Here is a 22,948-nt window from a genome sequence, read left to right on the forward strand (position 1 = left end):
CGCTTCGAACAGGGGTGGGGGATGAACCATGTTCCATCTTTTCAAACGGGGTCAAACCGGCGCGAAACCGGAAGACATCGTCGAGCTTGCGCCCGACAACATTCCGGAGCATATCGCGATCATCATGGACGGCAACGGGCGTTGGGCGCGCAAGCGCGGGCTGCCGCGCATCGCGGGGCACCACGCCGGGATGAAGGCGGTCAAGCGCGCCACGATCGCGGCGGACGAGATCGGAGTCAAGGTGCTCACCTTGTACGCGTTCTCCACGGAGAACTGGAAGCGGCCGCGCGAGGAGGTCGACTTTCTGATGAAACTGCCGCAAGAATTTCTCGCGCTGGAGCTCCAGGAGCTGATCGACAAAAACGTGCAGGTCCGGATGACCGGCTGGAAGGAAGGGCTGCCCGGCCATACGCTCGAAGCGGTCGAAACGGCGATCGAGCGGACGAAACGGAATACCGGTCTCATTCTCAATTTCGCCTTGAATTACGGAAGCCGTCACGAGATCGTGAACGCCGTGCGCGAAATCGCGGAGGACGTCCGGTCGGGCAAGCTCCGCGAGGAAGACATTTGCGAGTCGCTCATTTCCGGGCGGCTGTTGACGCAATCGCTGCCGGATCCCGATCTCATTATCCGGACGAGCGGAGAAATCCGTATCAGCAACTTTTTGCTCTGGCAGATGGCTTATTCCGAGCTGTGGTTTACCGACATCTATTGGCCGGAGTTTACCGAATCGCATCTGGTGCAGGCGGTCGGCGAATACCAGCGCCGGGCGCGTCGGTACGGCGGCCTGTAACACGCATTCGGACGGAGGAGTACGGTTGAAACAACGTATCGTAACCGGCGTCGTGGCCGGCGCCGCGTTTATATTTTTGCTTACGCTGGGCGGCTTCTATTTCGCCGCCTTGATTGTGCTGCTGACCGCGGTCGGCATGTTCGAATTCAACCGGATGAACGGCATGTCTTCCGCAAAGCTGACCGCCGTTCTCGGATATGCGTTCGCCTTGTACATCGCGTTTCCGTGGGGGGAAGTTCCCGGCTGGAGCGCGATGTCGTACGAAACGACGGTTTGGCTGGCGCTGTTCCTGCTGTTCGCCGCCACCGTCCTGTCCAAAAACAAAGTAACGCTCGATCACATTTCGCTTCACATGCTGGGCATCGTTTACATAGGCACCGGTTTTCATTACATGATCTCGACGCGGCTCGGCGACAACGGCTTGTTTTGGACGCTCATGCTGTTCGTCTGCATTTGGCTGTCCGATTCGGGCGCTTATTTTACCGGGCGGGCGATCGGAAAAACGCCGCTCTGGCCGACGATCAGTCCGAAGAAGACGGTTGAAGGCGCCCTGGGCGGCGTCGCGGCGGCGGTCGCGGCGGCGCTCTGCTTTTCGCTGTACGCGCCGGACTTGCTCGGCTGGGGCCGGGCGGTCGGTCTCGGCATCGTCATCGCGGTCGTAGGCCAGATGGGCGATTTGATCCAATCGGCGTACAAGCGCATTCGCGGCATCAAGGACAGCGGCTCGATCTTGCCGGGTCACGGCGGCGTGCTGGACCGCTGCGATAGCTGGCTCATCGTTTTTCCCTTCGTCCAGCTGCTGTCGCTTATCCCGCAATAACCGGACCGAACACGAACGGAAGGTGGATTCGCATGAAACGTATTTCGCTGCTCGGCAGCACCGGCTCCGTCGGTACGCAAACGCTCGACGTCGTCTCTCGTCATCCGGAATCGTTTCGCGTCGAGGCGCTGGCCGCCGGACGCAACGCCGAGCTTGTGATCGAGCAGGCGAACCGGTTTCGGCCGCGGCTCGTCTCCGTCGCTACGAAGGAGATTGCGGACCGCGTGGAGGCGCACTTGCCTGCCGGGACAAAGCTCGTTTACGGCGACGAAGGGTTGATCGAAGCGGCGACGCTGCCGGATGCGGATATCGTCGTCACGGCGATCGTAGGCAGTCAAGGACTGAAGCCGACGCTGGCGGCGATCGAGGCGGGCAAGCCGATCGGACTCGCCAACAAGGAGACGCTCGTCAGCGGCGGGCATCTCGTATCCGAGGCGGCGAAGCGGAAGGGCGTCCGGCTTCTCCCGGTCGACAGCGAGCATTCCGCCATCTTCCAATGCTTGAACGGCGAGCCGAGATCGGCCGTACGCCGCATCGTGCTGACCGCCTCCGGCGGGTCGTTCCGCGATCGAACGCGGGACGAGCTGGTCGGCGTAACGGTTCAGGAAGCGCTCGCCCATCCGAACTGGTCGATGGGGTCGAAGGTGACGATCGATTCGGCGACGATGGCGAATAAAGGACTGGAAGTGATCGAGGCGCATTGGTTGTTCGATGTGCCGTTCGAGCAAATCGAAGTGATCGTTCACCCGGAAAGCATCGTCCATTCGTTCGTCGAGTTCGAAGACCGTAGTATCGTCGCCCAGATGGGCGTGCCCGACATGCGCGTGCCGATCCAGTATGCGTTGACGTATCCGGAGCGGTTCGCTTCCCCGGCCGTTCCTTCGCTCGATTTGACCGAGTTGGGCAAGCTGCATTTCCGCAAAATGGACTACGACCGGTTCCGGATGCTCCGGATGGCGTTCGATTGCGGGAAAGCGGGGGGCACGATGCCGGCCGTTTACAATGCGGCGAACGAAGTGGCGGTCGCCCGTTTCCTGACCGGGGACATCGCATTTCTCGACATCGAGTCGATCGTCGAGACGGCGATCAACGGCCACCGGCCGATCGCCTATCCGACGCTCGAGGAGATCGGGGAAGCGGACGATTGGGCGCGCAGGACGGCGAACGGATACGGAAGATAAGGCGCGAGTGCGCCTTGAGCGCATGCGGCAAGACGGTTGGCGACGGCGGTTCTGATCCGGGCGGCAAGCTTGTATTATAGTAAAGAATAATGTTAATCTTAGTACAGGCTGCAACGAAGGAGCCGCACGAGTTCTCGGCTCCAAGTCTACGGGCTATCGCCGCGGGAGGAAGATGCTGTTGTCACCACAGGTCGTATTTCAAATCGTGCTCCTGTTTTTCGTGCTCGTAACGATTCACGAATGGGGACATTTTTATTTCGCGAAACGGGCCGGCATTCTCGTTCGCGAATTCGCCATCGGCTTCGGCCCGAAGCTGTTTTCGTTCATTCGCGGGGAAACCCGCTATACGCTCCGTTTGCTGCCGATCGGCGGCTTCGTCCGGATGGCCGGGGAAGACCCGGAAATCGTCCATATTCAGCCGGGACAAACGATCGCCGTATCGCTCGAGCAGGGACGGGTGAAGCGCATTTATTTGGACCAGCTCGACCAGCGGACGAACGTCATCCAGGGAACGGCGGAACGGATCGATCTGGAGCGCGAGCTGTCGGTTCAGCTCGACGTCGGCGGCGAGAAGCTGTCCTACGCCGTTCATCCGCAAGCGTTCATGATCGCGAAGGGCAAAGAGACGCAGATTGCGCCGTGGGATCGCCAGTTCGGCAGCAAGACGGTCGGCCAGCGGGCGCTGTCCATCTTCGCCGGACCGTTCATGAACTTCATTTTGGCGTTCGTGCTGTACGTGGTCGTCATGTTTTTGGCCGGCATGCCGACGAACGTCAAAATCGACCGGGTCGAGCCCGACTCGCCCGCCCTGAAGGCCGGCCTCCAAGCCGGCGACGTGATCACCCGGGTGAACGGGACGCCGATCGGCTCCGATCCAAGCGAGCTGACCGGGCTGATCCGCGAATCCGCGAACAAGAAAATGGAATGGACCGTTCTGCGAGGCGGCAAGGAGCAAATGCTCCATGTTACGCCCGAGATTAAGGAGCAGACGGCGCTCGTCGGCGTCCGGCTCACCTCGGACAAACGAAGCACCGGCGTGGGCGAAGCGCTGGAGGGCGGCTGGACGAACATGGTCCAGGCGACGAAGCTCATCTTGACCGGCTTCAAGACGCTCGTGCTCGGCCAGTTCACGCTCGACGACCTCGGCGGGCCGGTGCGCATCGTGGAAGTGACGAGCGAGCATGCGAGCGCGGGGCTTCCGCAGTATACGTTTTGGGCGGCGAGCATGAGCTTGTACCTCGGCATATTCAACCTGCTTCCGTTCCCGGCGCTCGACGGCAGCCGGCTCGTCTTTCTCGGCTTCGAGGCGGTGCGGGGCCGGCCGGTCGACCCGAACCGCGAGAGCATGGTTCATTTCGTCGGCTTCGCGATGCTGATGCTGCTCATGATCGCGGTTACGTACAACGACATTTTGCGCTTGATCAAAGGCTGACGACCCGGCAGGACACAAGCGACTTGTGTCCTGTCGCCGGTTTCGGGCCTTAACGAGAACGCTTACGATGCAGGCTTTGCTCCGCAAAGCCCAAGCTTATGCTTACGATGCAGGCTTTGCTCCGCAAAGCCCAAGCTTATGCTTACGATGCAGGCTTTGCTCCGCAAAGCCCAAGCTTATGCTTACGATGCAGGCTTTGTTTTACAAAGCCCTTAGGAGGCACCCCACTCATGTCCAAAGACAAACAATTCGTCAAAGAAATTACGCCGCAGCAGGAGGACTTCTCCCGCTGGTACATCGACGTGATCAGCAAGGCGGAGCTGATGAGCTACTCCCCGGTGCGCGGATGCGTCGTGCTCCGTCCGGACGGCTATGAAATTTGGGAGAACATTCAGCGCGAGCTGGACCGCAAGTTCAAGGAAACCGGCCACCGCAACGCATATTTTCCTCTGTTCATTCCCGAAAGCTTTTTCCAAAAGGAGAAGGAGCATGTGGAAGGGTTCAACCCCGAGCTGCCGTGGGTAACCGAAGCGGGCGGGGAGAAGCTCGAGGAGCGCCTCGCGATCCGTCCGACGTCGGAGACGATGATCGGGCACATGTATTCGAACTGGATCAACTCGTACCGCGATTTGCCGGTATTGATCAACCAATGGGCGAACGTCGTCCGGTGGGAAAAGCGGACGCTGCCGTTTTTGCGGACGACCGAGTTTTTATGGCAGGAAGGCCATACGGCGCACGAGGACGAAGCGGACGCGCGCAAGGAAACGATGCAGATGCTCGAGGTGTACCGCGACTTCGCCGAAAATTTCTTGGCGATTCCGGTCATTATGGGGCAGAAGACGCCTTCCGAGAAATTCGCCGGGGCGGTCGACACGTATTCGATCGAAGCGATGATGAAGGACGGCAAAGCGGTGCAGGCGGGGACGTCCCACTATTTGGGCACTAACTTTGCGCAGGCGTTTGATATAAAATATTTGGACAGGGACAATACGCAGCAATACGTACATACGACGTCCTGGGGCGTCAGCACCCGTCTCATCGGGGCGTTGATCATGGTGCACGGCGACGACCGCGGTCTCGTCCTTCCGCCGAAGGTGGCCCCGCTGCAGGCGGTCGTCATCCCGATCGGTCCGCCGAAGACGCGCGATCAAGTCGTTCCGCGCGCGGAACAAATGTTCTACGAGCTGAAAAAAGCCGGCATCCGCGTCAAGCTGGACGACAATCCGGATCAAAGCCCGGGCTGGAAGTTCAACGAGTACGAAATGCGCGGCGTCCCCGTCCGCATCGAATTCGGCCCGCGCGACATGGAGAACGGACAAGCGGTGCTCGTCTCCCGCGTAACCGGCGAGAAGCGTCCGGTCCGTCTCGACGCGATCGTCGACGAAGTGCGGAGGATGCTCGACGAAGTGCATCAGGCGATGTACGACAACGCGAAGGCGTTTATGGACAGCCACTTCAAGTCGATCGACACGATCGACGACATGAAATCGTTCCTCGACGCGCAGCGCGGCTTCGTCTTGGCCGGCTGGTGCGGATCGGACGCCTGCGAGCGTCAAGTAAAGGAAGAAACCGGCGCCACGAGCCGGAATATGCCGTTCGAGCCGGAGGAGCGCAAGACGGTTTGTCTCGTCTGCGGATCGAAGGCCGAGCATACGGTCGTTTACGGCAAGTCGTATTGAGTCGAAGCCGATATAAACCCCAAGAAGGGACCGAGTAAGCTGCCCGCTTATCCTTCGCTTTTTGGGGTTGTTTTTTGGCCGCGACTCTAGCAATCTATCGAATGCGCATATGAAAGAGGCAAGAGGGAGGGAACCGGATGAGCTCTGCCGCGGACAAAAGGAAACGGTTCGAGCTGCTTTTGGAGCAGGCGGCCGTTCCGGGGAACGTCGTCGAGGCGTATTTTGCGGACGGTCATATCGAACGGGTCGAATGCAGCCGGAGCAACCGCGAATGGACGTTCGTCATCGCCAAATCTTCGATCGTGCCGGTCGACATTTACCGGTCGTTTTGCCAAATGGTGCGGGACAAATTCGCGCACATCGCCGCCATTCGTTTCGTCGTGCAATACGCCGACTCGGTATCCGACGAGGAGCTGGTCGGCGCCTATTGGAGCTTGTTCATCGACTGGGTGCAGCGGGAGGCGGCGTCCGTCAACGGATGGATGAGCAAGGCGAAATACGAAGTCGCGGGCGGCGTCGTTACGCTGCTCATGCTCGACGCGATCGGGCTCGAGATGGCCCGCAAGCGGAGCGTCGACGGCTGGATCCAGAAATTTTTCGAGGAAAACTTCGGCCGGCGGTACAATGTGCGGATGGCGGTCAGCGAGACGAGCAGCGAGGAGTTCGAACGGTTCGCCCAGCGCGTCGTCGAGGAGGAGCGTCACGTCATTCAGGAGATCATGACGTCGACCGAGACGGAGCCGGAGCTGCCGGAGGTGGCCGACGGCGATTTGAAGCTCGCGATCGGCTATGAGATCAAGGACCCGCCCGTCCCGCTGAAGGACGTGCTGGAGGAAGAGAAGAAGGTGACCGTGCAAGGTCTCATCTTCGGTCTGGACAAGAAGGAGCTGCGCAACGGCAACACGCTCTTCGAATTCAAGCTGACCGACTTCTCCGACTCGCTCATGCTGAAGGTGTTCGCGCGCAACAAGGAAGATTTGAAGGTGCTGAACCTGCTCGCCGACGGCAAATGGATTCGCGCGCGGGGCAAAGTCGAGTACGACCGGTTCATGATGACGCCCGAGCTCGTCATGATCCCGAACGACTTGATCGAGGTCGTCGCCCCGCCGGAGCGCAAAGACGATGCCGAGGAGAAGCGGGTCGAGCTTCACCTGCATTCGACGCTCAGCACGATGGACGCCGTCACCCCGATCGACCAATATATCAAGACGGCGGCGAAATGGGGCCACAAGGCGATCGCCATTACGGATCACGGCAACGTTCAGGCGTTTCCGGAGGCGAACAAGGCGGCGAAAAAGCACGGCATCAAAATCATATACGGCATGGAAGCGAACGTCGTCGACGACGCGGTGCCGGTCGTCGTCAATCCGACCGACGTCCCGCTTACGGAAGCGACTTACGTCGTATTCGATATCGAGACGACGGGCTTCTCCGTCATCAACAATAAAATTATCGAAATCGCCGGCGTCAAAATGCAGGACGGCAAAGTGATCGACCAGTTCGAAACGTTCGTCAATCCGCACGAAAAAATTCCGTACCATATCAGTCAGCTGACGCACATTACCGACGATATGGTCGTCGGTGCGCCGGAGCTGGCGGACGTGCTGCCCAAGTTCGTCGAGTTTATCGGCGACGCCGTCCTCGTGGCGCACAACGCCCGGTTCGACATCGGCTTCATTCAGGAATCGTGCAAGCGCCACGGGCTGCCGGCGCTGCCGAATCCGGTGCTGGACACGCTGGAGCTGGCGCGGATTCAATATCCGACGCTCAAAAACCACCGGTTGAACACGTTGGCCGAAAAGTTCAAGGTCGGCCTCGACAACCATCACCGCGCGGTTGACGACTCGGCGGCGCTCGGACAGGTGCTTTACCATATGCTGAAGGATGCGGCCGAGCGGGGCAGGACGACGCTCGCGCAGCTGAACGACGACATGGGCAAAGACTTGTCCAAGGCGCGCCCGTTCCACTGCTGTCTGTATGCGCGCAATTTGACGGGCAAGAAAAACTTGTACAAGCTCGTCACGCTGTCGCATACCGAATATTTCAACCGGGTGCCGTGCATTCCGCGCAGCAAGCTGATCGAGCACCGCGAAGGGCTGCTCATCTCGTCCGGATGCGAAAAAGGCGAGTTTTACGATGCGGTGCTGAACAAGTCGATGGAGGAAGCGGAGCAGGTCGCCGATTTTTACGACGTGCTCGAGGTGCAGCCGATCGGGGTCAACATGCATCTCGTCGACAAATCGATCGTCGGCAGCCGCCTCGAGCTGGAGGAAGCGAACCGCCGCATCGTGCAAATCGCCGAAAAGCAGGGCAAATGGGTCGTGGCGACAGGCAACGTGCATTACTTGCACCCCCGGGAAAAAATTCACCGCGACATTACGATCCACGGCATTACCGGCTTCAGCCCGCTGAAGGAGATGAAGAAGCCGGACGTCCATTTCCGCACGACGCGCGAAATGCTGGACGAGTTCGCCCATCTCGGCCCGGACAAGGCGTACGAGGTCGTCGTCACGAATACGAACCTGTTTGCCGATCTGATCGAGCAATTCGACCTGTTCCCGAAGCAGCTGTTCACGCCGATTATCGAGGGGTCGGAAGAAGAAATCCGCACGAAATGCTACAATACCGCGAAGGAGCTGTACGGCGATCCGGTGCCTGAGGTCGTCGTGGCGCGGCTGGAGAAGGAGCTCGTGCCGATTATCAACTACGGGTTCTCGGCCAACTACCTCATCTCCGAGCGTCTCGTGAAAAAGTCGAACGCCGACGGCTACTTGGTCGGCTCGCGGGGCTCCGTCGGCTCGTCCGTCGTGGCGACGTTTCTCGGCATATCGGAGGTCAACCCGCTGCCGCCGCACTACATGTGCCGTTCGTGCAAGCACAGCGAATGGTTTCTCGACGGCAGCATCCCGAGCGGCTTCGACCTGCCGGACAAAGATTGTCCGAAGTGCGGCGCGAAGATGAAGGGCGAAGGCCAGGACATTCCGTTCGAAACGTTTCTCGGCTTCAAGGGCGACAAAGTTCCCGATATCGACTTGAACTTCTCCGGGGAGTACCAGCCCGAGGCGCATAACTATACGAAGGTGCTGTTCGGCGAAAAAAGCGTGTTCCGCGCCGGTACGATCGGTACGGTAGCGGAGAAGACGGCGTTCGGCTACGTGAAAAAATACGAGGAAGACAACGGGAAAAAGTGGCGCACGGCGGAAGTGCTCCGGCTCGCCCAAGGGTGCACCGGCGTCAAACGAAGCACCGGCCAGCATCCCGGCGGCATCGTCGTCGTCCCCGACTACATCGAGGTCGAGGACGTCACGCCCGTCCAATATCCGGCCGACGATACGAAGGCGGAATGGAAGACGACCCACTTCGACTACCACGCCTTCGAGGAGAACTTGCTCAAGCTCGATATTCTCGGACACGACGATCCGACGATGATGCGGATGCTTCAGGATTTGACCGGCGTCGATCCGACGACGATTCCGATGAACGATCCGAAGGTGATGAGCCTGTTCAACTCGACGGATGCGCTCGGCGTCACGCCGGAGCAGATCCGATCCCCGGTCGCCACGTACGGCGTTCCCGAGATGGGGACGAAATTCGTCCGGCAAATGCTTCAGGAGACGCAGCCGTCGTCGTTCGCCGACTTGCTGCAAATTTCCGGCTTGTCGCACGGTACGGGCGTCTGGCTCGGCAACGCGCAGGAGCTGATCAAGAACGGCACGTGCAACATCAAAACCGTTATCGGCTGCCGCGACGACATCATGCTGTACTTGATCTACAAAGCCGGTCTCGACGCCGGACTCGCGTTCAAAATTACGGAAAGCGTGCGGAAAGGACGCGGGCTGACCGACGAGTGGATCGAAGAGATGAAAAACCATAAAGTGCCGAAATGGTACATCGACTCGTGTCTCAAAATCGAGTACATGTTCCCGAAGGCGCACGCCGCCGCGTACGTCATCTCGGCCGTTCGTACGGCTTACTTCAAGCTGTATCACCCGATCGCGTTTTACGCGACGTACTTTTCGGTGCGGGCGTCCGAAGACTTCGACATCGAGCTGTGCTGTCAAGGCTATGACGCGATCAAGGCGAAGCTGATCGAAATCGAGGAGAAAGGGTTCCAGGCGTCGCCGAAAGAAAAGGCGATGGTGTCGGTGCTCGAGATGGCGATCGAAATGACGGCGCGCGGCTTCTCGTTCAAAGGGATCGACTTGTACCGTTCGGATGCGACCCGGTTCAAAATCGACGGCGATTCGCTGATCCCGCCGTTCTCGGCGATCCAGGGCGTCGGGGAAAACGCCGCGCGCAACATCGCGGCCGCCTGCGAGGAAGGCCAGTTCCTCTCGATCGAGGATTTCCAGACGAAGGCGAAGGCGTCGAAGACGATCGTCGAAATTTTGAACGGCATGGGCTGCTTCCGCGGCTTGCCCGAATCGAACCAATTGTCGTTGTTCTGATACGGATCATCGCTTTATACAGCATAAGACGGCTTCCCGACGGGAGCCGTCTTTTTCGACGCCGGGATATGCATGGGGCGCGCGTTCGACGGGAAAGCTGAGAAAAATGCCCAGCTTTCGCAATTCCGACTCGGAGGGATTCGGTTTGACCGTCGAACGTTTTGTCCTAACGGCGTTATGGGTGATAAGCTTATCCGTTTGTCCGGCCATCCCGAAGCGAAAAAGACGGGAGGCATGGATCGCGCTGTTGGCCTGCCAGGCGATGACCTGGGTCAGCACCATGCTGCACGTCTGGTTCGGCCTGCTCAAGTTTCCGGTAAGGGAATTTCCGAAAGCGACCGACCTGAACTTTACGACCGAATTTTTTTTCTACCCGTTCTTATGCGCTCTTTACGTCATTAGCGAGCCGAAAGGCTCGGGCTGGGTACGGTTCGGGCATTTGGCGGTATGGCTCACCGTCGTCTCCGTCATCGATCAGGCGATCGTTTCGTTCACCGACTTGATCCGGTATGAGCACTACGCCTGGTATTGGACATGGATCACGTTCGGCCTCTTGTTCGCGGTGACGAACGCCTACGTCCGGATGTTCTTTCGGCCGGCCGCCCTTCAATCGGAGAGGAGGAGTCCTCCGTGAGCGTCGACTGGTACATTTTGATCGGCGTCTGGGCGGCGGGAGCGGCCATGCTCGTGTTTTTCGTGCCGAAGGAACGGTCGCGCGTCGCGCAAGTCGCCTTTTTGATCAAGCAGCTGATTACGTGGGTGATCGGACTTGTCGTCGTCGAGATCGGCTTGCTCGAATACCCGACCCGCGAATTCGCCTCCATTAACCGGACGAGCTTTACGTTCGAATTTTTTGCCTACCCGGCGGTTTGCGCCTTATTCAACGCCAGATACCCGACGGGGAGCGGGTGGGTGAAGCAGCTGTCCTATTTTTCCGCCTACTGCTCCGTCATGACCGTGACGGAAGTTTTGATAGAAGCCAATACGAGATTGATCCGATACGACGAGTGGTCGTGGTATTGGACTTGGATTTCGCTGTTCTTGACGTTTATGGGCTCCCGGCTGTTCTGCGTCTGGTTTTTCCGATCGTACGCCGCACCCGGGAAACCTAGTGGGGGCAAGGAAAAGAACGCCGGAAACGGAGCTGAAGATGGTTGAAAGGAAACAACTGTTATGGTATAATCATTTTTGGCAATAATGAGGATGGATAGAACGTTGCGACTGGAGAGTGGGGAAACCCACTCTTTACGTTTTGCCGCACATTTCGGAAGCTACCCGGCATCGTAGCGAAGGAGGTCGACCATGGCTCAGCAGATCAAGACGGCCGTGGAGGAGATGCTTGCGCCCTTTTTGGAGCGGGAAGGGTTCGAGCTTGTGGATATCGAGTACGTGAAGGAGGGAAGCAATTGGTTCCTTCGCGTATTTGTAGATAAAGAAGGCGGAATCGACATCGACGATTGCGGCCGGATCAGCGAATATTTAAGCGAACGGCTGGACGAGAAAGATCCGATTCCGACCGCTTATTTTCTGGAGGTCTCCTCGCCCGGGGCGGAGCGCCCGCTCAAGAAGCCGCAGGACTTCGTCCGCGCGGTGGGCAAGAACGTCTTCGTGACGACGTACGAACCGATCGAAGGGGCGAAAGAATTCGAAGGCAAGCTGCTCGATTACAGCGAAGAACGACTCGTCGTTCAAGCTGGCAAAAAAACGACGGAAATTCCGGCCGGCAAAGTCGCCAGCGCGCGACTCGCGATTTTGTTTTAGCCGTTTTTGATCCTTGAAAGGAGGAATCCCCAAACCATGAATATGGAATTTATCGAAGCGTTGTCGGATATCGAGCGGGAAAAGGGAATTGCGAAAGAAGTGTTGATCGACGCGATCGAAGCCGCCCTCATTTCGAGCTACAAGCGCAACTTCAATACGGCTCAAAACGTGAGAGTGGATATTAACCGGCATACCGGACTCATTAAAGTGTACGCCCGCAAGACGGTCGTGGACGAAGTGCTCGATCCGCGCATGGAAATATCGCAGCACGCTTCGAGAGAGATCAACCCGAACTTCCAGCTCGGCGACATCGTGGAGATAGAAGTAACGCCGCGCGACTTCGGACGGATCGCGGCGCAGACGGCGAAGCAGGTCGTCACCCAGCGCATCCGCGAGGCGGAGCGCGGACTCATTTACGACGCGTTCATCGACCGCGAGGAAGATATCGTCACCGGCACGGTGCAGCGTCAAGATTTGCGGAACATCTACCTCGACCTCGGCAAGGTGGAGGCGGTGCTGCCGCTCGGCGAGCTGATGCCCGGCGAGAAGTTCAAGCATCAGGACCGGATCAAGGCGTACATCACGAAGGTGGAGAACACGACGAAAGGGCCGCAAATCATTTTGTCGCGCACACACCCGGGTCTGTTGAAACGGCTGTTCGAGCTCGAGGTGCCGGAAATTTACGACGGCGTCGTAGAAATTCGCTCCGTCGCCCGGGAAGCGGGCTTCCGTTCGAAAATCGCCGTTCATTCGCGCAATCCGGAAGTCGATCCGGTCGGTTCGTGCGTCGGTCCGAAAGGAACGCGGGTGCAGACGATCGTGAACGAGCTGCGCGGCGAGAAAATCGACATCGTGCGCTGGTCCGAAAGCGTCGAGGAATACGTCGCCAACGCGCTCAGCCCGTCCAAGGTGCTCGAGGTGAACGTGTTCGAGGCCGAGAAGATGGCCCGGGTCATCGTGCCGGATTACCAGCTGTCGCTCGCGATCGGCATCAAGGGACAAAACGCGCGGCTCGCGGCCAAGCTGACCGGCTGGAAAATCGATATCAAGAGCGAGTCGCAAGCGGAGCAGGAGTTCGGACGTCCGCGGACGTCGGGCGAGGAGATGCCCCAGGACTCGATCAGCATCGACTAGCCCTTAACAATACTGGTTTCGGGTGGGATCGTCGTGAAGGTTAGGAAAGTACCGCAGCGAAAATGCATCGTCTGTCAAAAGACGTTATCCAAACGGGAGATGCTGCGCATCGTCCGCACGCCGGAAGGCGAAGTCGAGCTCGACTTGACCGGCAAGAAGAACGGGCGCGGCGCTTATATATGCGGGGATGCGGAAGCGTTCAAAAAGGCGAGAAAGACGAAAGCGTTCGAGCGTGCGCTTAAAGTGAACTTGTCGCCCGAGCAATACGATCGGCTGGAGGAGCAATTCGCAGCCGTTCGAGACAAATTCCAATCGGTCAGCTGCGGAAAGCCCGATGAACCAGCAGCCGAATAAAGCGTTGTCGTACTTGGGACTCGCCATGCGGGCAGGCAAGCTCGCCTTCGGCGAGGAGGGCGTTCTCAAGGCGGTCCGCTCGGGACAGGCTCGACTGGTCGTGATCGCGGAAGACGCTTCGGACAATACGCTCAAGAAGTTTCAGGACAAATGCCGGCATTACAACGTCGCGCACGTGCAACGCTTCAGTCGTTACGAGCTCGGGGCCGCGATCGGGAAAGAAGCGCGGGTACTCGTCGCCGTTACGGATGAAGGATTGGCCCGGCTGATCAAGCCGTGCCTCGTACAACCTCCGGAGGTGAAACCTATTGACTAATCAACAGGATAAGGACAAAGATAAATTGCGGGTTTACGAATACGCGAAGTCGCTCAACATGAGCAGCAAGGAAATTATTACGATCTTAAAACGGCTGAACGTGCCCGTAAACAACCATATGAGCGTGATGGAGAACGATTCCGTGGACAAAGTGGAGAAATTTTTTCGAGATGTAAAAGCGAACGCGGCCGCGAAGCGGGCCGGTGACGGCGGCTCCACCGCGGCCGTATCGACCGCACAGGGCGGCAGACCGCAAGGGGACCGTCCGCAAGGCGGAGGCGGTCAAGGCAACCGTCAAGGCGGGGGCGACGGCGGACGCCGATTCGACAACAATAACCGTCAAGGCGGCTACCAGGGCCAAGGCGGGGGCGGCAGACCGCAGGGCGACCGTCCGCAAGGCGGAGGCGGTCAAGGCAACCGTCAAGGCGGAGGCGACGGGCAGCGCCGGTACGACAACAATCGTCCGGGCGGCGGCTATCAAGGCCAAGGCCAAGGCGGAGGCGGCAGACCACAGGGCGACCGTCCGCAAGGCGGCGGTCAAGGACGTCCGGGTGGCGACGGGCAGCGCCGGTACGACAACAATCGTCCGGGCGGCGGCTATCAAGGCCAAGGCCAAGGCGGAGGCGGCAGACCGCAGGGCGACCGTCCGCAAGGCGGCGGTCAAGGACGTCCGGGTGGCGACGGGCAGCGCCGGTACGACAACAATCGTCCGGGCGGCGGCTATCAAGGCCAAGGCGGAGGCGGCAGACCGCAAGGGGACCGTCCGCAAGGCGGCGGCCAAGGACGTCCGGGTGGCGACGGGCAACGCCGGTTCGACAACAACCGACCGGGCGGCGGCTTCCAGGGCCAAGGCGGCGGCAGACCGCAAGGAGCGGTTACACCGCCTCAGGTTTCGCGTCCGCCGGCTCCTCGTACCGACCGCGACCGCGGCTTCCAAGACCGGGAGCGCGCCAGCGCGGTGAAGAATACGGATCCGCGCTTCAACAAAGCCGAAGTGATCCGGACGACCGTCGAGGATTTGGACGATATCAACGTAGCGAAGACGGCCAAAAAGCCGAAGCCGGGTACGAACAACCGTTCCGGCGGCAACAACTTCCGCGGCGGCAAAGGCGGCAGAGGCCGTCATCAAGTGCAGGAAGTGCGCAAGGAGAAAATCGACAACACGCCGAAGAAGATTATCGTCCGCGGTACGATGACCGTAGGCGAGCTTTGCAAGGCGCTGCATAAAGACGCGTCCGAAGTCATCAAGAAGCTGCTGTTCCTGGGCGTCATGGCGACGATCAACCAGGAACTCGACCTCGATACGATCCAGCTCGTCGCGACCGAGTTCAAAGTCGAAGTCGAAATCAAGCTGCCGGTCGAGGAGGACAACTTCGAGACGATCGAGGAGAAGGACGATCCGGCCGATCTGCTCGAGCGTCCGCCGGTCGTCACGATCATGGGTCACGTCGACCATGGCAAGACGACGCTGCTCGACGCCATCCGCCAGACGAACGTGACCGAGGGCGAAGCGGGCGGCATTACGCAGCATATCGGCGCCTACCAGGTCGAGATCAACGGGAAGAAAATTACGTTCCTCGATACGCCGGGCCACGAGGCGTTCACGTCGATGCGCGCCCGCGGCGCCCAAGTGACCGACATCACGATCATCGTCGTGGCGGCCGACGACGGCGTCATGCCGCAGACGGTCGAGGCGATCAACCATGCGAAGGCGGCTGGCGTGCCGATCATCGTAGCGGTGAACAAGATCGATAAGCCGGACGCCAACCCGGACAAAATCAAGCAAGAGCTGACCGAGTACAACCTCGTACCGGAAGAGTGGGGCGGAGACACCATTTTCGCCAACATTTCGGCGAAACAGAAAAAAGGTCTTGAAGAGCTGCTCGAAATGATTTTGCTCGTGGCGGAAGTGCAGGAGTTCAAGGCGAACCCGAACAAACGCGCGAGAGGGACGGTCATCGAGGCCGAGCTGGACAAAGGGAAAGGGCCGGTCGCCCGAATCCTCATCCAGCACGGTACGCTCAAAATCGGCGACGCCTTCGTCGCGGGCGTCTGCTTCGGCCGCGTCCGGGCGATGGTCAACGACAAAGGCCGCCGTCTCAAGGAAGCGGGTCCGTCGACGCCGGTCGAAATTACCGGCTTGACCGAAGTGCCGCAGGCGGGCGATCCGTTCATGGCGTTCGAGGACGAGCGCAAGGCGAGAGCGATCGCCGAGCGCCGGATGACGACGCACCGACAGTCCACGATGGGCGCGAACACGCGCGTTACGCTGGACGACTTGTATAAACATATCAAAGATGGCGAGATTAAAGATCTGAACGTCATTATCAAAGGCGACGTTCAAGGCTCCGTCGAAGCGCTGAAAGGCTCGCTCGAGAAAATCGAGGTCGAGGGCGTTCGCGTCAAGATCATTCATAACGGCGTCGGTGCCGTTACCGAGTCCGACATCATTCTCGCATCGGCGTCGAATGCGATCATTGTCGCCTTCAACGTCCGGCCAGAGCCGGCCGCGATGACGACGGCGGAGCAGGAGAAGGTCGACATCCGGATGCACAGCATCATTTACAAAGTCATCGAGGAAATCGAGCAGGCGATGAAAGGGATGCTGGATCCGGTATTCAAGGAATCGGTCATCGGCCAGGCCGAAGTCCGCAACATTTTCAAAGTGAGCAAAATCGGCACGATCGCCGGCTGCATGGTAACGTCGGGCAAAATTACCCGTTCGGCGGAGCTGCGTCTGATTCGCGGCGGCATCGTCGTCTTCCAAGGCAAGGTCGATTCGCTAAAGCGGTTCAAGGACGACGTCCGCGAAGTCGCGCAAGGCTACGAATGCGGTATTTCCATCGAGAAATTTAACGATATTAAAGAAGGCGACGTTATCGAAGCGTTCGTGATGGAAACCGTAGAAAGGTGATGACGGATGGCAAAAGTGCGTGTCGGCCGCGTCGGCGAGCAAATTAAAAAAGAGCTGAGCCAAATTTTGCAATCGGAGCTGAAAGATCCCCGTGTCGGTTTCATTACCGTAACGGGGGTCGAGGTGACGAACGATTTGTCCCAGGCGAAAGTGTATTTGAGCGTCCTCGGGACGGATGAGCAAAAGGAGGAGTCGCTCAAGGCGATCGCCAAGGCGACCGGATTCGTCCGGACCGAGCTCGGCAAACGGATCCGCCTGCGCAAAACGCCGGAGCTTCTGTTCCAGTTCGATACTTCGATCGAGTACGGCAGCCGGATCGATCGGCTGCTGAACCAAATCAACGAAGGGAACGCGAACGTATGACGAATACCCTCCGCGCTCGTCCTTACCGGGAACAATTGGCGGCCGCTCGGGCGTTCATCGAGGCGAACGATCGTTTTCTGATCGTCGCCCATGTGAATCCCGACGGCGACGCCGCCAGCTCGACGGCGGCCATGGGCTGGATGCTCGAGAAGCTCGGCAAGCGGTATACGATGATCAACGAGGGCAAAATGCCGGACAAGTTCGGCTATTTGTGGGGGTTCGACCGGCTGCTGCGCAATGATACGCAGCGGCCGGAAGAACGCTTCGATTGCGTCATCAGCGTCGACTGCGCCGACGAATCGCGCATCGGCACCGTGAAGGAGCTGTTTGCGGACGGCGTGCGGCTGCTCAATATCGATCATCATCCGACGAACGATTATTTCGGCGACGTCCATCTCATTCGCGACGATGCGGCGGCTACGGTCGAAATTTTGTATGATTTGGCGTCGGAATGGAAGCTTGCGCTCGACATCGAGTTCGCTACCGCCATTTATACCGGACTGTTGACCGATACCGGGGGATTCCGCTATTCGAACACGACCCCGCGCGTCATGCAAATCGCGGCCGAGCTGCTCGCGTCCGGCGTGGAGGGACATCGGCTGGCGCAGCAGGTGCTGGAGCGGATTTCGTATTCGCATATAACCGTGCTGAAGCAAGCGCTTGCGACGCTGTCGTTTGCATTCGACCGCAAAGTAAGCTGGTTGACCGTTTCCTCGGCAGATATGCGGGCGACCGGAGCGACTTCGGACGATATGGACGGGCTCATTTTGTATCCCCGCAATATCGAAGGCGTCGAGGTCGGGCTTCTGTTCAAGCAGACGGAGGACGGGGCGGTTAAAGTCAGCTTTCGCTCCAACGGAACGGTCGATGTGGCGGCGATCGCCAAGTCGTTCGGCGGCGGCGGTCACGTTCGCGCATCGGGGTGTACGATCAAGGGCGATTTGTCCGACGTCGTCGATCAAGTCGTCAAGGAAGTAGGGCAATCATTACGATGATCTATGAAGGCGTATTGCCGGTGAACAAGCCGGCCGGCTTCACCTCGCACGACGTGGTGGCGAAAATGCGTCGCATTCTCAAGATGAAGCGGATCGGCCATACGGGGACGCTGGACCCGCAGGTAACCGGCGTTCTTCCGCTTTGCTTGGGGCGCGCCACCCGCTTCGTCGAGTACATACAAGAGCTGCCGAAGGAATACGAGGCGGAACTGACGATCGGCTATGCGACCGATACCGAGGATTGGACCGGCGAGACGGTGCAATCGCTCGAGCCGGGCTCCGTCCGGCTGGAGGAGGATCGGGTACGCGTCGCGCTCGCTTCGTTCGTGGGCACGATCGATCAGGTGCCGCCGATGTATTCCGCCGTCAAGGTCGGCGGCAAAAAGCTGTACGAGCTCGCCCGCGAAGGCAAGGAAATCGAGCGGAAGTCGCGTAAGGTCGACATTTACGAGCTGGAGCCGCTCAAGCTCGAGCTCGAGCTCGACGCCGGCTATCCGAAAATTCGTTTTCGCGTTCTGTGCTCCAAAGGAACGTATATCCGGACGCTGTGCGTCGACATCGGCAAGGCGCTCGGCTATCCGGCCGTCATGACCGACCTCGTGCGCAGCTCCACCGGATCGATTGCGCTCGACCGATGCTTGCGGATCGAGCAAATCGAGGAGCTGCACCGGCTTGGCAGGCTGCATGAGGCGATTTTGCCTGCGGATCGGCTCGTCACCCATATCCCGTCCGTCGAAATAACCGGCCGGGACGCCTTGCACGCGATGCAGGGCAAGACGATCCGCGCCGAAAGCGGTCTTCCGGCGGATGGCGGGTTGGTCCGGGTATACGACGATCAAGGAACGTTTATCGGCTTATTCCGGGCGGACTCCCGGAGCGGTACGCTGCGTCCGGAAAAAGTGTTTGCGCAAGCCGAACCGCGGCCGGACGCTTAAAGGTGCAGGTGATTCCTACATGAAATCCATATCGATCCATTATCCGCTCGAATTGCCGGTTCCGGGCGCTCCGGACGGCGGACAGGTGATCGCCATCGGCGATTTCGACGGCCTTCATCTCGGTCACCGGGAGGTGGTCCGGCGGGCGGTCGAATCGGCCGCCAAGCTGGGGCTTCCCGCCGCGATCATGACGTTCCATCCGCATCCGCGCGAGGTGCTGGGCCAGGACGTCTACGTCCGGCACATTACGCCGCTGCGGGAGAAGCTGGCGCTGTTCGCAGAGCTCGGCGTCGACGTCACGTACGTCGTACGGTTCGATCCCCCGTTTTCCCGGATCAGTCCGGCCCAGTTCGTGGACGAGGTGCTCATGCCGCTTCGCGTCAACACCGTCGTCGTCGGCTTTGACTTTACGTTCGGCTATCGGGGGGAAGGCAACCCGGACGTCTTGTGCGAATTGGCGAGCGGCCGTTTCGCCGTCGAAGTGGTGCGTCCGTTCCATCTGGACGGCGTCAAGGTGAGCAGCACACTCATTCGCGATCATTTGGAGCGCGGAGGCGCCGAGAAGGTCGCGGAGCTGCTCGGCCGACCGTACCGGGTGTCGGGACGGGTCGTTCACGGAAAAGCGCGCGGCCGGCTGATCGGGTTTCCGACGGCGAATATCGAGCTGGACGAGCCGTACGTCGTCCCGGCGAACGGCGTCTACGCCGTCCGGCTGTACCGGGACGGCCGAGGCCATGCCGGCGTCATGAATATCGGCACGAAGCCGACGTTCGAGAACGATCCGAGCAACCGGACGCTGGAGGCGCACCTGTTCGATTTTTCCGATTCGATTTACGGGGAGACGGTCCAGGTGGAGCTGATCTCGTATATTCGGCCGGAACGCAAATTCGAATCGGTAGACGAGCTGATCGCCCAAATCGGGCGAGACGCCGAGACGGCGAGACGGCTGCTGCTGCCGCAAGCGGAAAACTTCCGTTCGTAAGACGCGGAGTTTACACGGCGTCTGCCGTTGTGGTATACTTAGCTTCGTTGCTCGAACGCGAACGTGCGCGGCAACGGCATGAACCTTGGCTCGGTGGTGCGATCTCACCGTCGACTTTCTGGGCTAACGGCGATTATGAACAAGAATAGGGAGGTGAACAGGATGGCATTGACGCAAGAACGCAAAAACCAACTGATCCAGGATTACAAGAAACATGAATCCGATACGGGATCTCCGGAAGTGCAAGTCGCTATCCTTACGGAAAACATCGTGAACTTGACCAACCACCTGCGTACGCACAAGAAAGATCATCACTCGCGTCGCGGTTTGTTGAAAATGGTCGGTCAACGCCGCAAGCTGCTGGCTTACTTGAAGAACAAAGACGTCAGCCGCTACAGCGCATTGATCGAGCGTCTCGGACTCCGCCGATAATGTGTTTCGGACAAAAACAACCTGCCGGCCTTGCCGCGCGGTTGTTTTTTTCTTGGAAAGAAGGAAATACTAGTCCCTATGCAGAATAGGATACTCGCTACCAAAACTTACATACGAGCAGGAGGGAGTACATGGTAAAGCAGGTAAGCATGGATCTTGGAGGCCGTCCGCTGACGCTGGAAACGGGCCGGTTGGCCAAGCAGGCGAACGGAGCCGTCCTGGTCCGTTACGGCGAGACCGCCGTGCTTTGTACGGTAACCGCTTCAAGCGAGCCGAAAGACCTCGATTTTTTCCCGTTGACGGTCAACTATGAGGAAAGGCTGTACGCCGTAGGGAAAATTCCGGGAGGATTCATCAAGCGGGAAGGCCGGCCGAGCGAGAAGGCGATCTTGGCGGGACGTTTGACCGACCGTACGATTCGTCCGTTGTTCGCCGAAGGGTTCCGCAACGACGTCCAAATCGTGGCGATGGTGATGAGCGTCGATCAGGATTGCTCGCCGGAAATCGCGGCGATGATCGGAACGTCCGCCGCCTTGACCGTATCCGACGTGCCGTTCAACGGTCCGATCGGGGGCGTCATCGTCGGCCGTATCGACGGCCAATTCATCATCAACCCGAACGACGAGCAGGAGAAGGCAAGCGACATGTACGTCGTCGTCGCCGGTACGAAGGACGCCATCATGATGGTGGAGGCGGAAGCGAACGAAGTGCCGGAGCAGGACATCCTTGAAGCGATCATGTTCGGCCACGAGGAGATCAAAAAAATCGTAGCCGTTCAGGAGCAGTTCGCGGCCGACGCCGGCAAGCCGAAGATGGAAGTGAAGCTGCACGCCGTGGACGCGCAGGTGAATGCGGATGTGCGCGCTTACGCGAGCGACCGGCTGGTGGAAGCGATCAAAATTCCGGAGAAGCACGCCCGCCAGGACGCGATCGACGCGATCAACGCCGAGACGGTGGACCATTTCTCGCAAGCGTACGCCGAATCGCCGGAGAAGCTGAAGGACGTCAAGGAAGTGCTGTACGATATCGTGAAAGAAGAAGTGCGTCGTCTCATTACGCACGATAAAGTGCGGCCGGACGGACGCGGGCTGGACGAAATTCGTCCGATCGAGTGCGATACGGCGCTTCTGCCTCGCACGCACGGCTCCGGCTTGTTCACCCGCGGTCAGACGCAGGCGCTTAGCGTTTGTACGCTCGGAGCGCTCGGCGACGTGCAAATTTTGGACGGCTTGGACTTGGAAGAATCGAAACGGTTCATGCACCATTACAACTTCCCGCCGTTCAGCGTAGGGGAAGCGAGACCGCTTCGCGCACCGGGCCGCCGCGAAATCGGACACGGCGCATTGGGCGAGCGCGCGCTTGCCAAAGTGCTTCCGCCGGAATCCGAATTCCCGTATACGATTCGTCTCGTATCCGAGGTGCTCGAATCGAACGGCTCGACGTCGCAGGCGAGCATTTGCGCCAGCACCTTGGCGATGATGGACGCGGGCGTGCCGATCAAGGCTCCGGTAGCGGGCGTCGCGATGGGCTTGATCAAGGACGGCGATCATTTCTCGATTTTGACCGACATTCAAGGGATGGAAGACCATCTCGGCGATATGGACTTCAAGGTGGCCGGAACGGCTGCGGGCGTCACCGCAATCCAGATGGACATCAAGATCGACGGGATCGATCGGGCGATTTTGGACCAAGCGCTTGCGCAAGCGAAGGAAGGCCGGATGTTCATTTTGGGCAAAATGCTCGAAGCGATCAAGGAGCCGAGAAAGAGCTTGTCTCCGTACGCGCCGAAAATCGTCATCATGCACATCAATCCGGACAAAATCCGCGAGGTTATCGGTGCAGGCGGCAAAATCATCAACAAGATCATCGAGGAGACGGGCGTCAAAATCGATATCGAGCAGGACGGAACCGTATTTATCGCTTCTTCGAATGCCGAAATGAACGAGAAGGCGAAGTCGATCATCGAAGGCATCGTCCGCGAAGTCGTCGTCGGCGAAACGTATCTCGGCACCGTCAGACGGATCGAGAAGTTCGGCGCATTCGTCGAAATTTTGCCGGGCAAAGACGGACTCGTCCACATTTCGCAGCTGTCGACCGAACGGGTTGCCAAAGTCGAGGACGTCGTGAAGATCGGCGATCAAATTACCGTTAAGGTAACCGAGATCGACAACCAAGGCCGCGTCAATTTGTCGCGCAAGGCGACGTTGACTCCTCCTCCGCAAGTTCCCGCCCAAAGCTAAAACGCAACGAACCAATCGCATAGCGTTAAACAAAGAGCCAGAGCCAGTCTGTCTCTTTTTTTATTTTCCGGTTCATCCCCGAAGTTTGCTCCGGCCACATGAGGATGGGACATATCTCCGGGTTGTCCGTCATAGGATGGTACAAACTGTGACGGATCGGGGTATGGAC

At 59.1% G+C, this 22,948-nt stretch carries 19 protein-coding genes; all 19 read left to right on the forward strand.

The genetic code is table 11. From position 1 onward, the window contains the following. The first annotated feature begins 28 nt into the window (after window positions 1–28). Window positions 29–793, forward strand: a complete 765-nt coding sequence (locus DLM86_RS29610) for an undecaprenyl pyrophosphate synthase (RefSeq protein ID WP_110843662.1) — start codon at window positions 29–31, stop codon at window positions 791–793. Window positions 794–818: 25 nt separating this feature from the next. Further along, on the forward strand, window positions 819–1,613 hold the full coding sequence (locus DLM86_RS29615) for a phosphatidate cytidylyltransferase (RefSeq protein ID WP_110843663.1): 795 nt from the start codon (window positions 819–821) through the stop codon (window positions 1,611–1,613). Between the two features lie 32 nt (window positions 1,614–1,645). Then, window positions 1,646–2,794: a 1-deoxy-D-xylulose-5-phosphate reductoisomerase gene (locus DLM86_RS29620; RefSeq protein ID WP_110843664.1), complete on the forward strand. Its 1,149-nt coding sequence runs from the start codon at window positions 1,646–1,648 to the stop codon at window positions 2,792–2,794. Window positions 2,795–2,969: 175 nt separating this feature from the next. Next, entirely contained in the window at window positions 2,970–4,226 is a 1,257-nt protein-coding gene (gene rseP / locus DLM86_RS29625; RefSeq protein WP_110843708.1) for an RIP metalloprotease RseP, read from the forward strand. 230 nt (window positions 4,227–4,456) lie between these two features. Next, window positions 4,457–5,905, forward strand: coding sequence for a proline--tRNA ligase (gene proS, locus DLM86_RS29630; RefSeq protein WP_110843665.1), 1,449 nt, complete (start codon window positions 4,457–4,459; stop codon window positions 5,903–5,905). A gap of 137 nt (window positions 5,906–6,042) precedes the next feature. Continuing rightward, on the forward strand, window positions 6,043–10,353 hold the full coding sequence (locus DLM86_RS29635; protein ID WP_110843666.1) for a PolC-type DNA polymerase III: 4,311 nt from the start codon (window positions 6,043–6,045) through the stop codon (window positions 10,351–10,353). A 145-nt stretch (window positions 10,354–10,498) separates the two neighbouring features. Next, window positions 10,499–10,987: a CBO0543 family protein gene (locus tag DLM86_RS29640; RefSeq protein WP_146250328.1), complete on the forward strand. Its 489-nt coding sequence runs from the start codon at window positions 10,499–10,501 to the stop codon at window positions 10,985–10,987. Further along, window positions 10,984–11,511 carry a CBO0543 family protein gene (locus tag DLM86_RS29645; protein WP_110843668.1) on the forward strand — a complete coding sequence of 176 codons (528 nt, stop codon included), beginning with the start codon at window positions 10,984–10,986 and terminating at the stop codon, window positions 11,509–11,511. The genes DLM86_RS29640 and DLM86_RS29645 overlap by 4 nt, the downstream gene beginning before the upstream one ends. 144 nt (window positions 11,512–11,655) lie before the next feature. Further along, window positions 11,656–12,114 (forward strand): ribosome maturation factor RimP, encoded by a 459-nt coding sequence (gene rimP, locus DLM86_RS29650; protein WP_110843669.1) that lies wholly within the window; start codon window positions 11,656–11,658, stop codon window positions 12,112–12,114. Window positions 12,115–12,150: 36 nt separating this feature from the next. Then, the gene (gene nusA / locus DLM86_RS29655) at window positions 12,151–13,248 is read left to right on the forward strand and encodes a transcription termination factor NusA (RefSeq protein WP_110843670.1); all 1,098 of its coding nucleotides are present in this window, start codon (window positions 12,151–12,153) and stop codon (window positions 13,246–13,248) included. A gap of 33 nt (window positions 13,249–13,281) precedes the next feature. Next, complete coding sequence (rnpM, locus tag DLM86_RS29660) at window positions 13,282–13,602, forward strand: RNase P modulator RnpM (RefSeq protein ID WP_110843671.1); 321 nt, start codon at window positions 13,282–13,284, stop codon at window positions 13,600–13,602. Next, the gene (locus DLM86_RS29665; protein ID WP_110843672.1) at window positions 13,583–13,918 is read left to right on the forward strand and encodes a L7Ae/L30e/S12e/Gadd45 family ribosomal protein; all 336 of its coding nucleotides are present in this window, start codon (window positions 13,583–13,585) and stop codon (window positions 13,916–13,918) included. Before rnpM ends, DLM86_RS29665 begins: the two co-directional genes overlap by 20 nt. Beyond that, window positions 13,911–16,832 (forward strand): translation initiation factor IF-2, encoded by a 2,922-nt coding sequence (infB, locus tag DLM86_RS29670; RefSeq protein ID WP_110843673.1) that lies wholly within the window; start codon window positions 13,911–13,913, stop codon window positions 16,830–16,832. Before DLM86_RS29665 ends, infB begins: the two co-directional genes overlap by 8 nt. A gap of 6 nt (window positions 16,833–16,838) precedes the next feature. Further along, complete coding sequence (rbfA, locus tag DLM86_RS29675; RefSeq protein WP_110843674.1) at window positions 16,839–17,195, forward strand: 30S ribosome-binding factor RbfA; 357 nt, start codon at window positions 16,839–16,841, stop codon at window positions 17,193–17,195. Next, window positions 17,192–18,190 (forward strand): DHH family phosphoesterase, encoded by a 999-nt coding sequence (locus DLM86_RS29680; RefSeq protein ID WP_110843675.1) that lies wholly within the window; start codon window positions 17,192–17,194, stop codon window positions 18,188–18,190. Before rbfA ends, DLM86_RS29680 begins: the two co-directional genes overlap by 4 nt. Continuing rightward, the gene (gene truB, locus DLM86_RS29685; RefSeq protein WP_110843676.1) at window positions 18,187–19,125 is read left to right on the forward strand and encodes a tRNA pseudouridine(55) synthase TruB; all 939 of its coding nucleotides are present in this window, start codon (window positions 18,187–18,189) and stop codon (window positions 19,123–19,125) included. Before DLM86_RS29680 ends, truB begins: the two co-directional genes overlap by 4 nt. Window positions 19,126–19,144: 19 nt before the next feature. Continuing rightward, on the forward strand, window positions 19,145–20,107 hold the full coding sequence (locus DLM86_RS29690) for a bifunctional riboflavin kinase/FAD synthetase (protein WP_110843677.1): 963 nt from the start codon (window positions 19,145–19,147) through the stop codon (window positions 20,105–20,107). A 162-nt stretch (window positions 20,108–20,269) separates the two neighbouring features. Then, window positions 20,270–20,539, forward strand: a complete 270-nt coding sequence (gene rpsO / locus DLM86_RS29695) for a 30S ribosomal protein S15 (protein ID WP_110843678.1) — start codon at window positions 20,270–20,272, stop codon at window positions 20,537–20,539. A 131-nt stretch (window positions 20,540–20,670) separates the two neighbouring features. Next, the gene (pnp, locus tag DLM86_RS29700) at window positions 20,671–22,779 is read left to right on the forward strand and encodes a polyribonucleotide nucleotidyltransferase (RefSeq protein ID WP_110843679.1); all 2,109 of its coding nucleotides are present in this window, start codon (window positions 20,671–20,673) and stop codon (window positions 22,777–22,779) included. Window positions 22,780–22,948 lie beyond the last annotated feature (169 nt).

This window comes from Paenibacillus flagellatus, assembly GCF_003217775.1.
Taxonomy (GTDB): Bacteria; Bacillota; Bacilli; order Paenibacillales; family NBRC-103111; genus Paenibacillus_AB; species Paenibacillus_AB flagellatus.

Excerpts from the sequence above, each read along its gene's own strand:
- DLM86_RS29665 (WP_110843672.1), top strand. The coding sequence starts at position 13,583 with ATGAACCAGCAGCCGAATAAAGCGTTGTCGTACTTGGGACTCGCCATG.
- proS (WP_110843665.1), top strand. The coding sequence starts at position 4,457 with ATGTCCAAAGACAAACAATTCGTCAAAGAAATTACGCCGCAGCAGGAG.
- DLM86_RS29680 (WP_110843675.1), top strand. The coding sequence starts at position 17,192 with ATGACGAATACCCTCCGCGCTCGTCCTTACCGGGAACAATTGGCGGCC.
- truB (WP_110843676.1), top strand. The coding sequence starts at position 18,187 with ATGATCTATGAAGGCGTATTGCCGGTGAACAAGCCGGCCGGCTTCACC.
- DLM86_RS29635 (WP_110843666.1), top strand. The coding sequence starts at position 6,043 with ATGAGCTCTGCCGCGGACAAAAGGAAACGGTTCGAGCTGCTTTTGGAG.
- rpsO (WP_110843678.1), top strand. The coding sequence starts at position 20,270 with ATGGCATTGACGCAAGAACGCAAAAACCAACTGATCCAGGATTACAAG.
- pnp (WP_110843679.1), top strand. The coding sequence starts at position 20,671 with ATGGTAAAGCAGGTAAGCATGGATCTTGGAGGCCGTCCGCTGACGCTG.
- DLM86_RS29620 (WP_110843664.1), top strand. The coding sequence starts at position 1,646 with ATGAAACGTATTTCGCTGCTCGGCAGCACCGGCTCCGTCGGTACGCAA.
- DLM86_RS29610 (WP_110843662.1), top strand. The coding sequence starts at position 29 with ATGTTCCATCTTTTCAAACGGGGTCAAACCGGCGCGAAACCGGAAGAC.
- rbfA (WP_110843674.1), top strand. The coding sequence starts at position 16,839 with ATGGCAAAAGTGCGTGTCGGCCGCGTCGGCGAGCAAATTAAAAAAGAG.
- rimP (WP_110843669.1), top strand. The coding sequence starts at position 11,656 with ATGGCTCAGCAGATCAAGACGGCCGTGGAGGAGATGCTTGCGCCCTTT.
- DLM86_RS29690 (WP_110843677.1), top strand. The coding sequence starts at position 19,145 with ATGAAATCCATATCGATCCATTATCCGCTCGAATTGCCGGTTCCGGGC.
- nusA (WP_110843670.1), top strand. The coding sequence starts at position 12,151 with ATGAATATGGAATTTATCGAAGCGTTGTCGGATATCGAGCGGGAAAAG.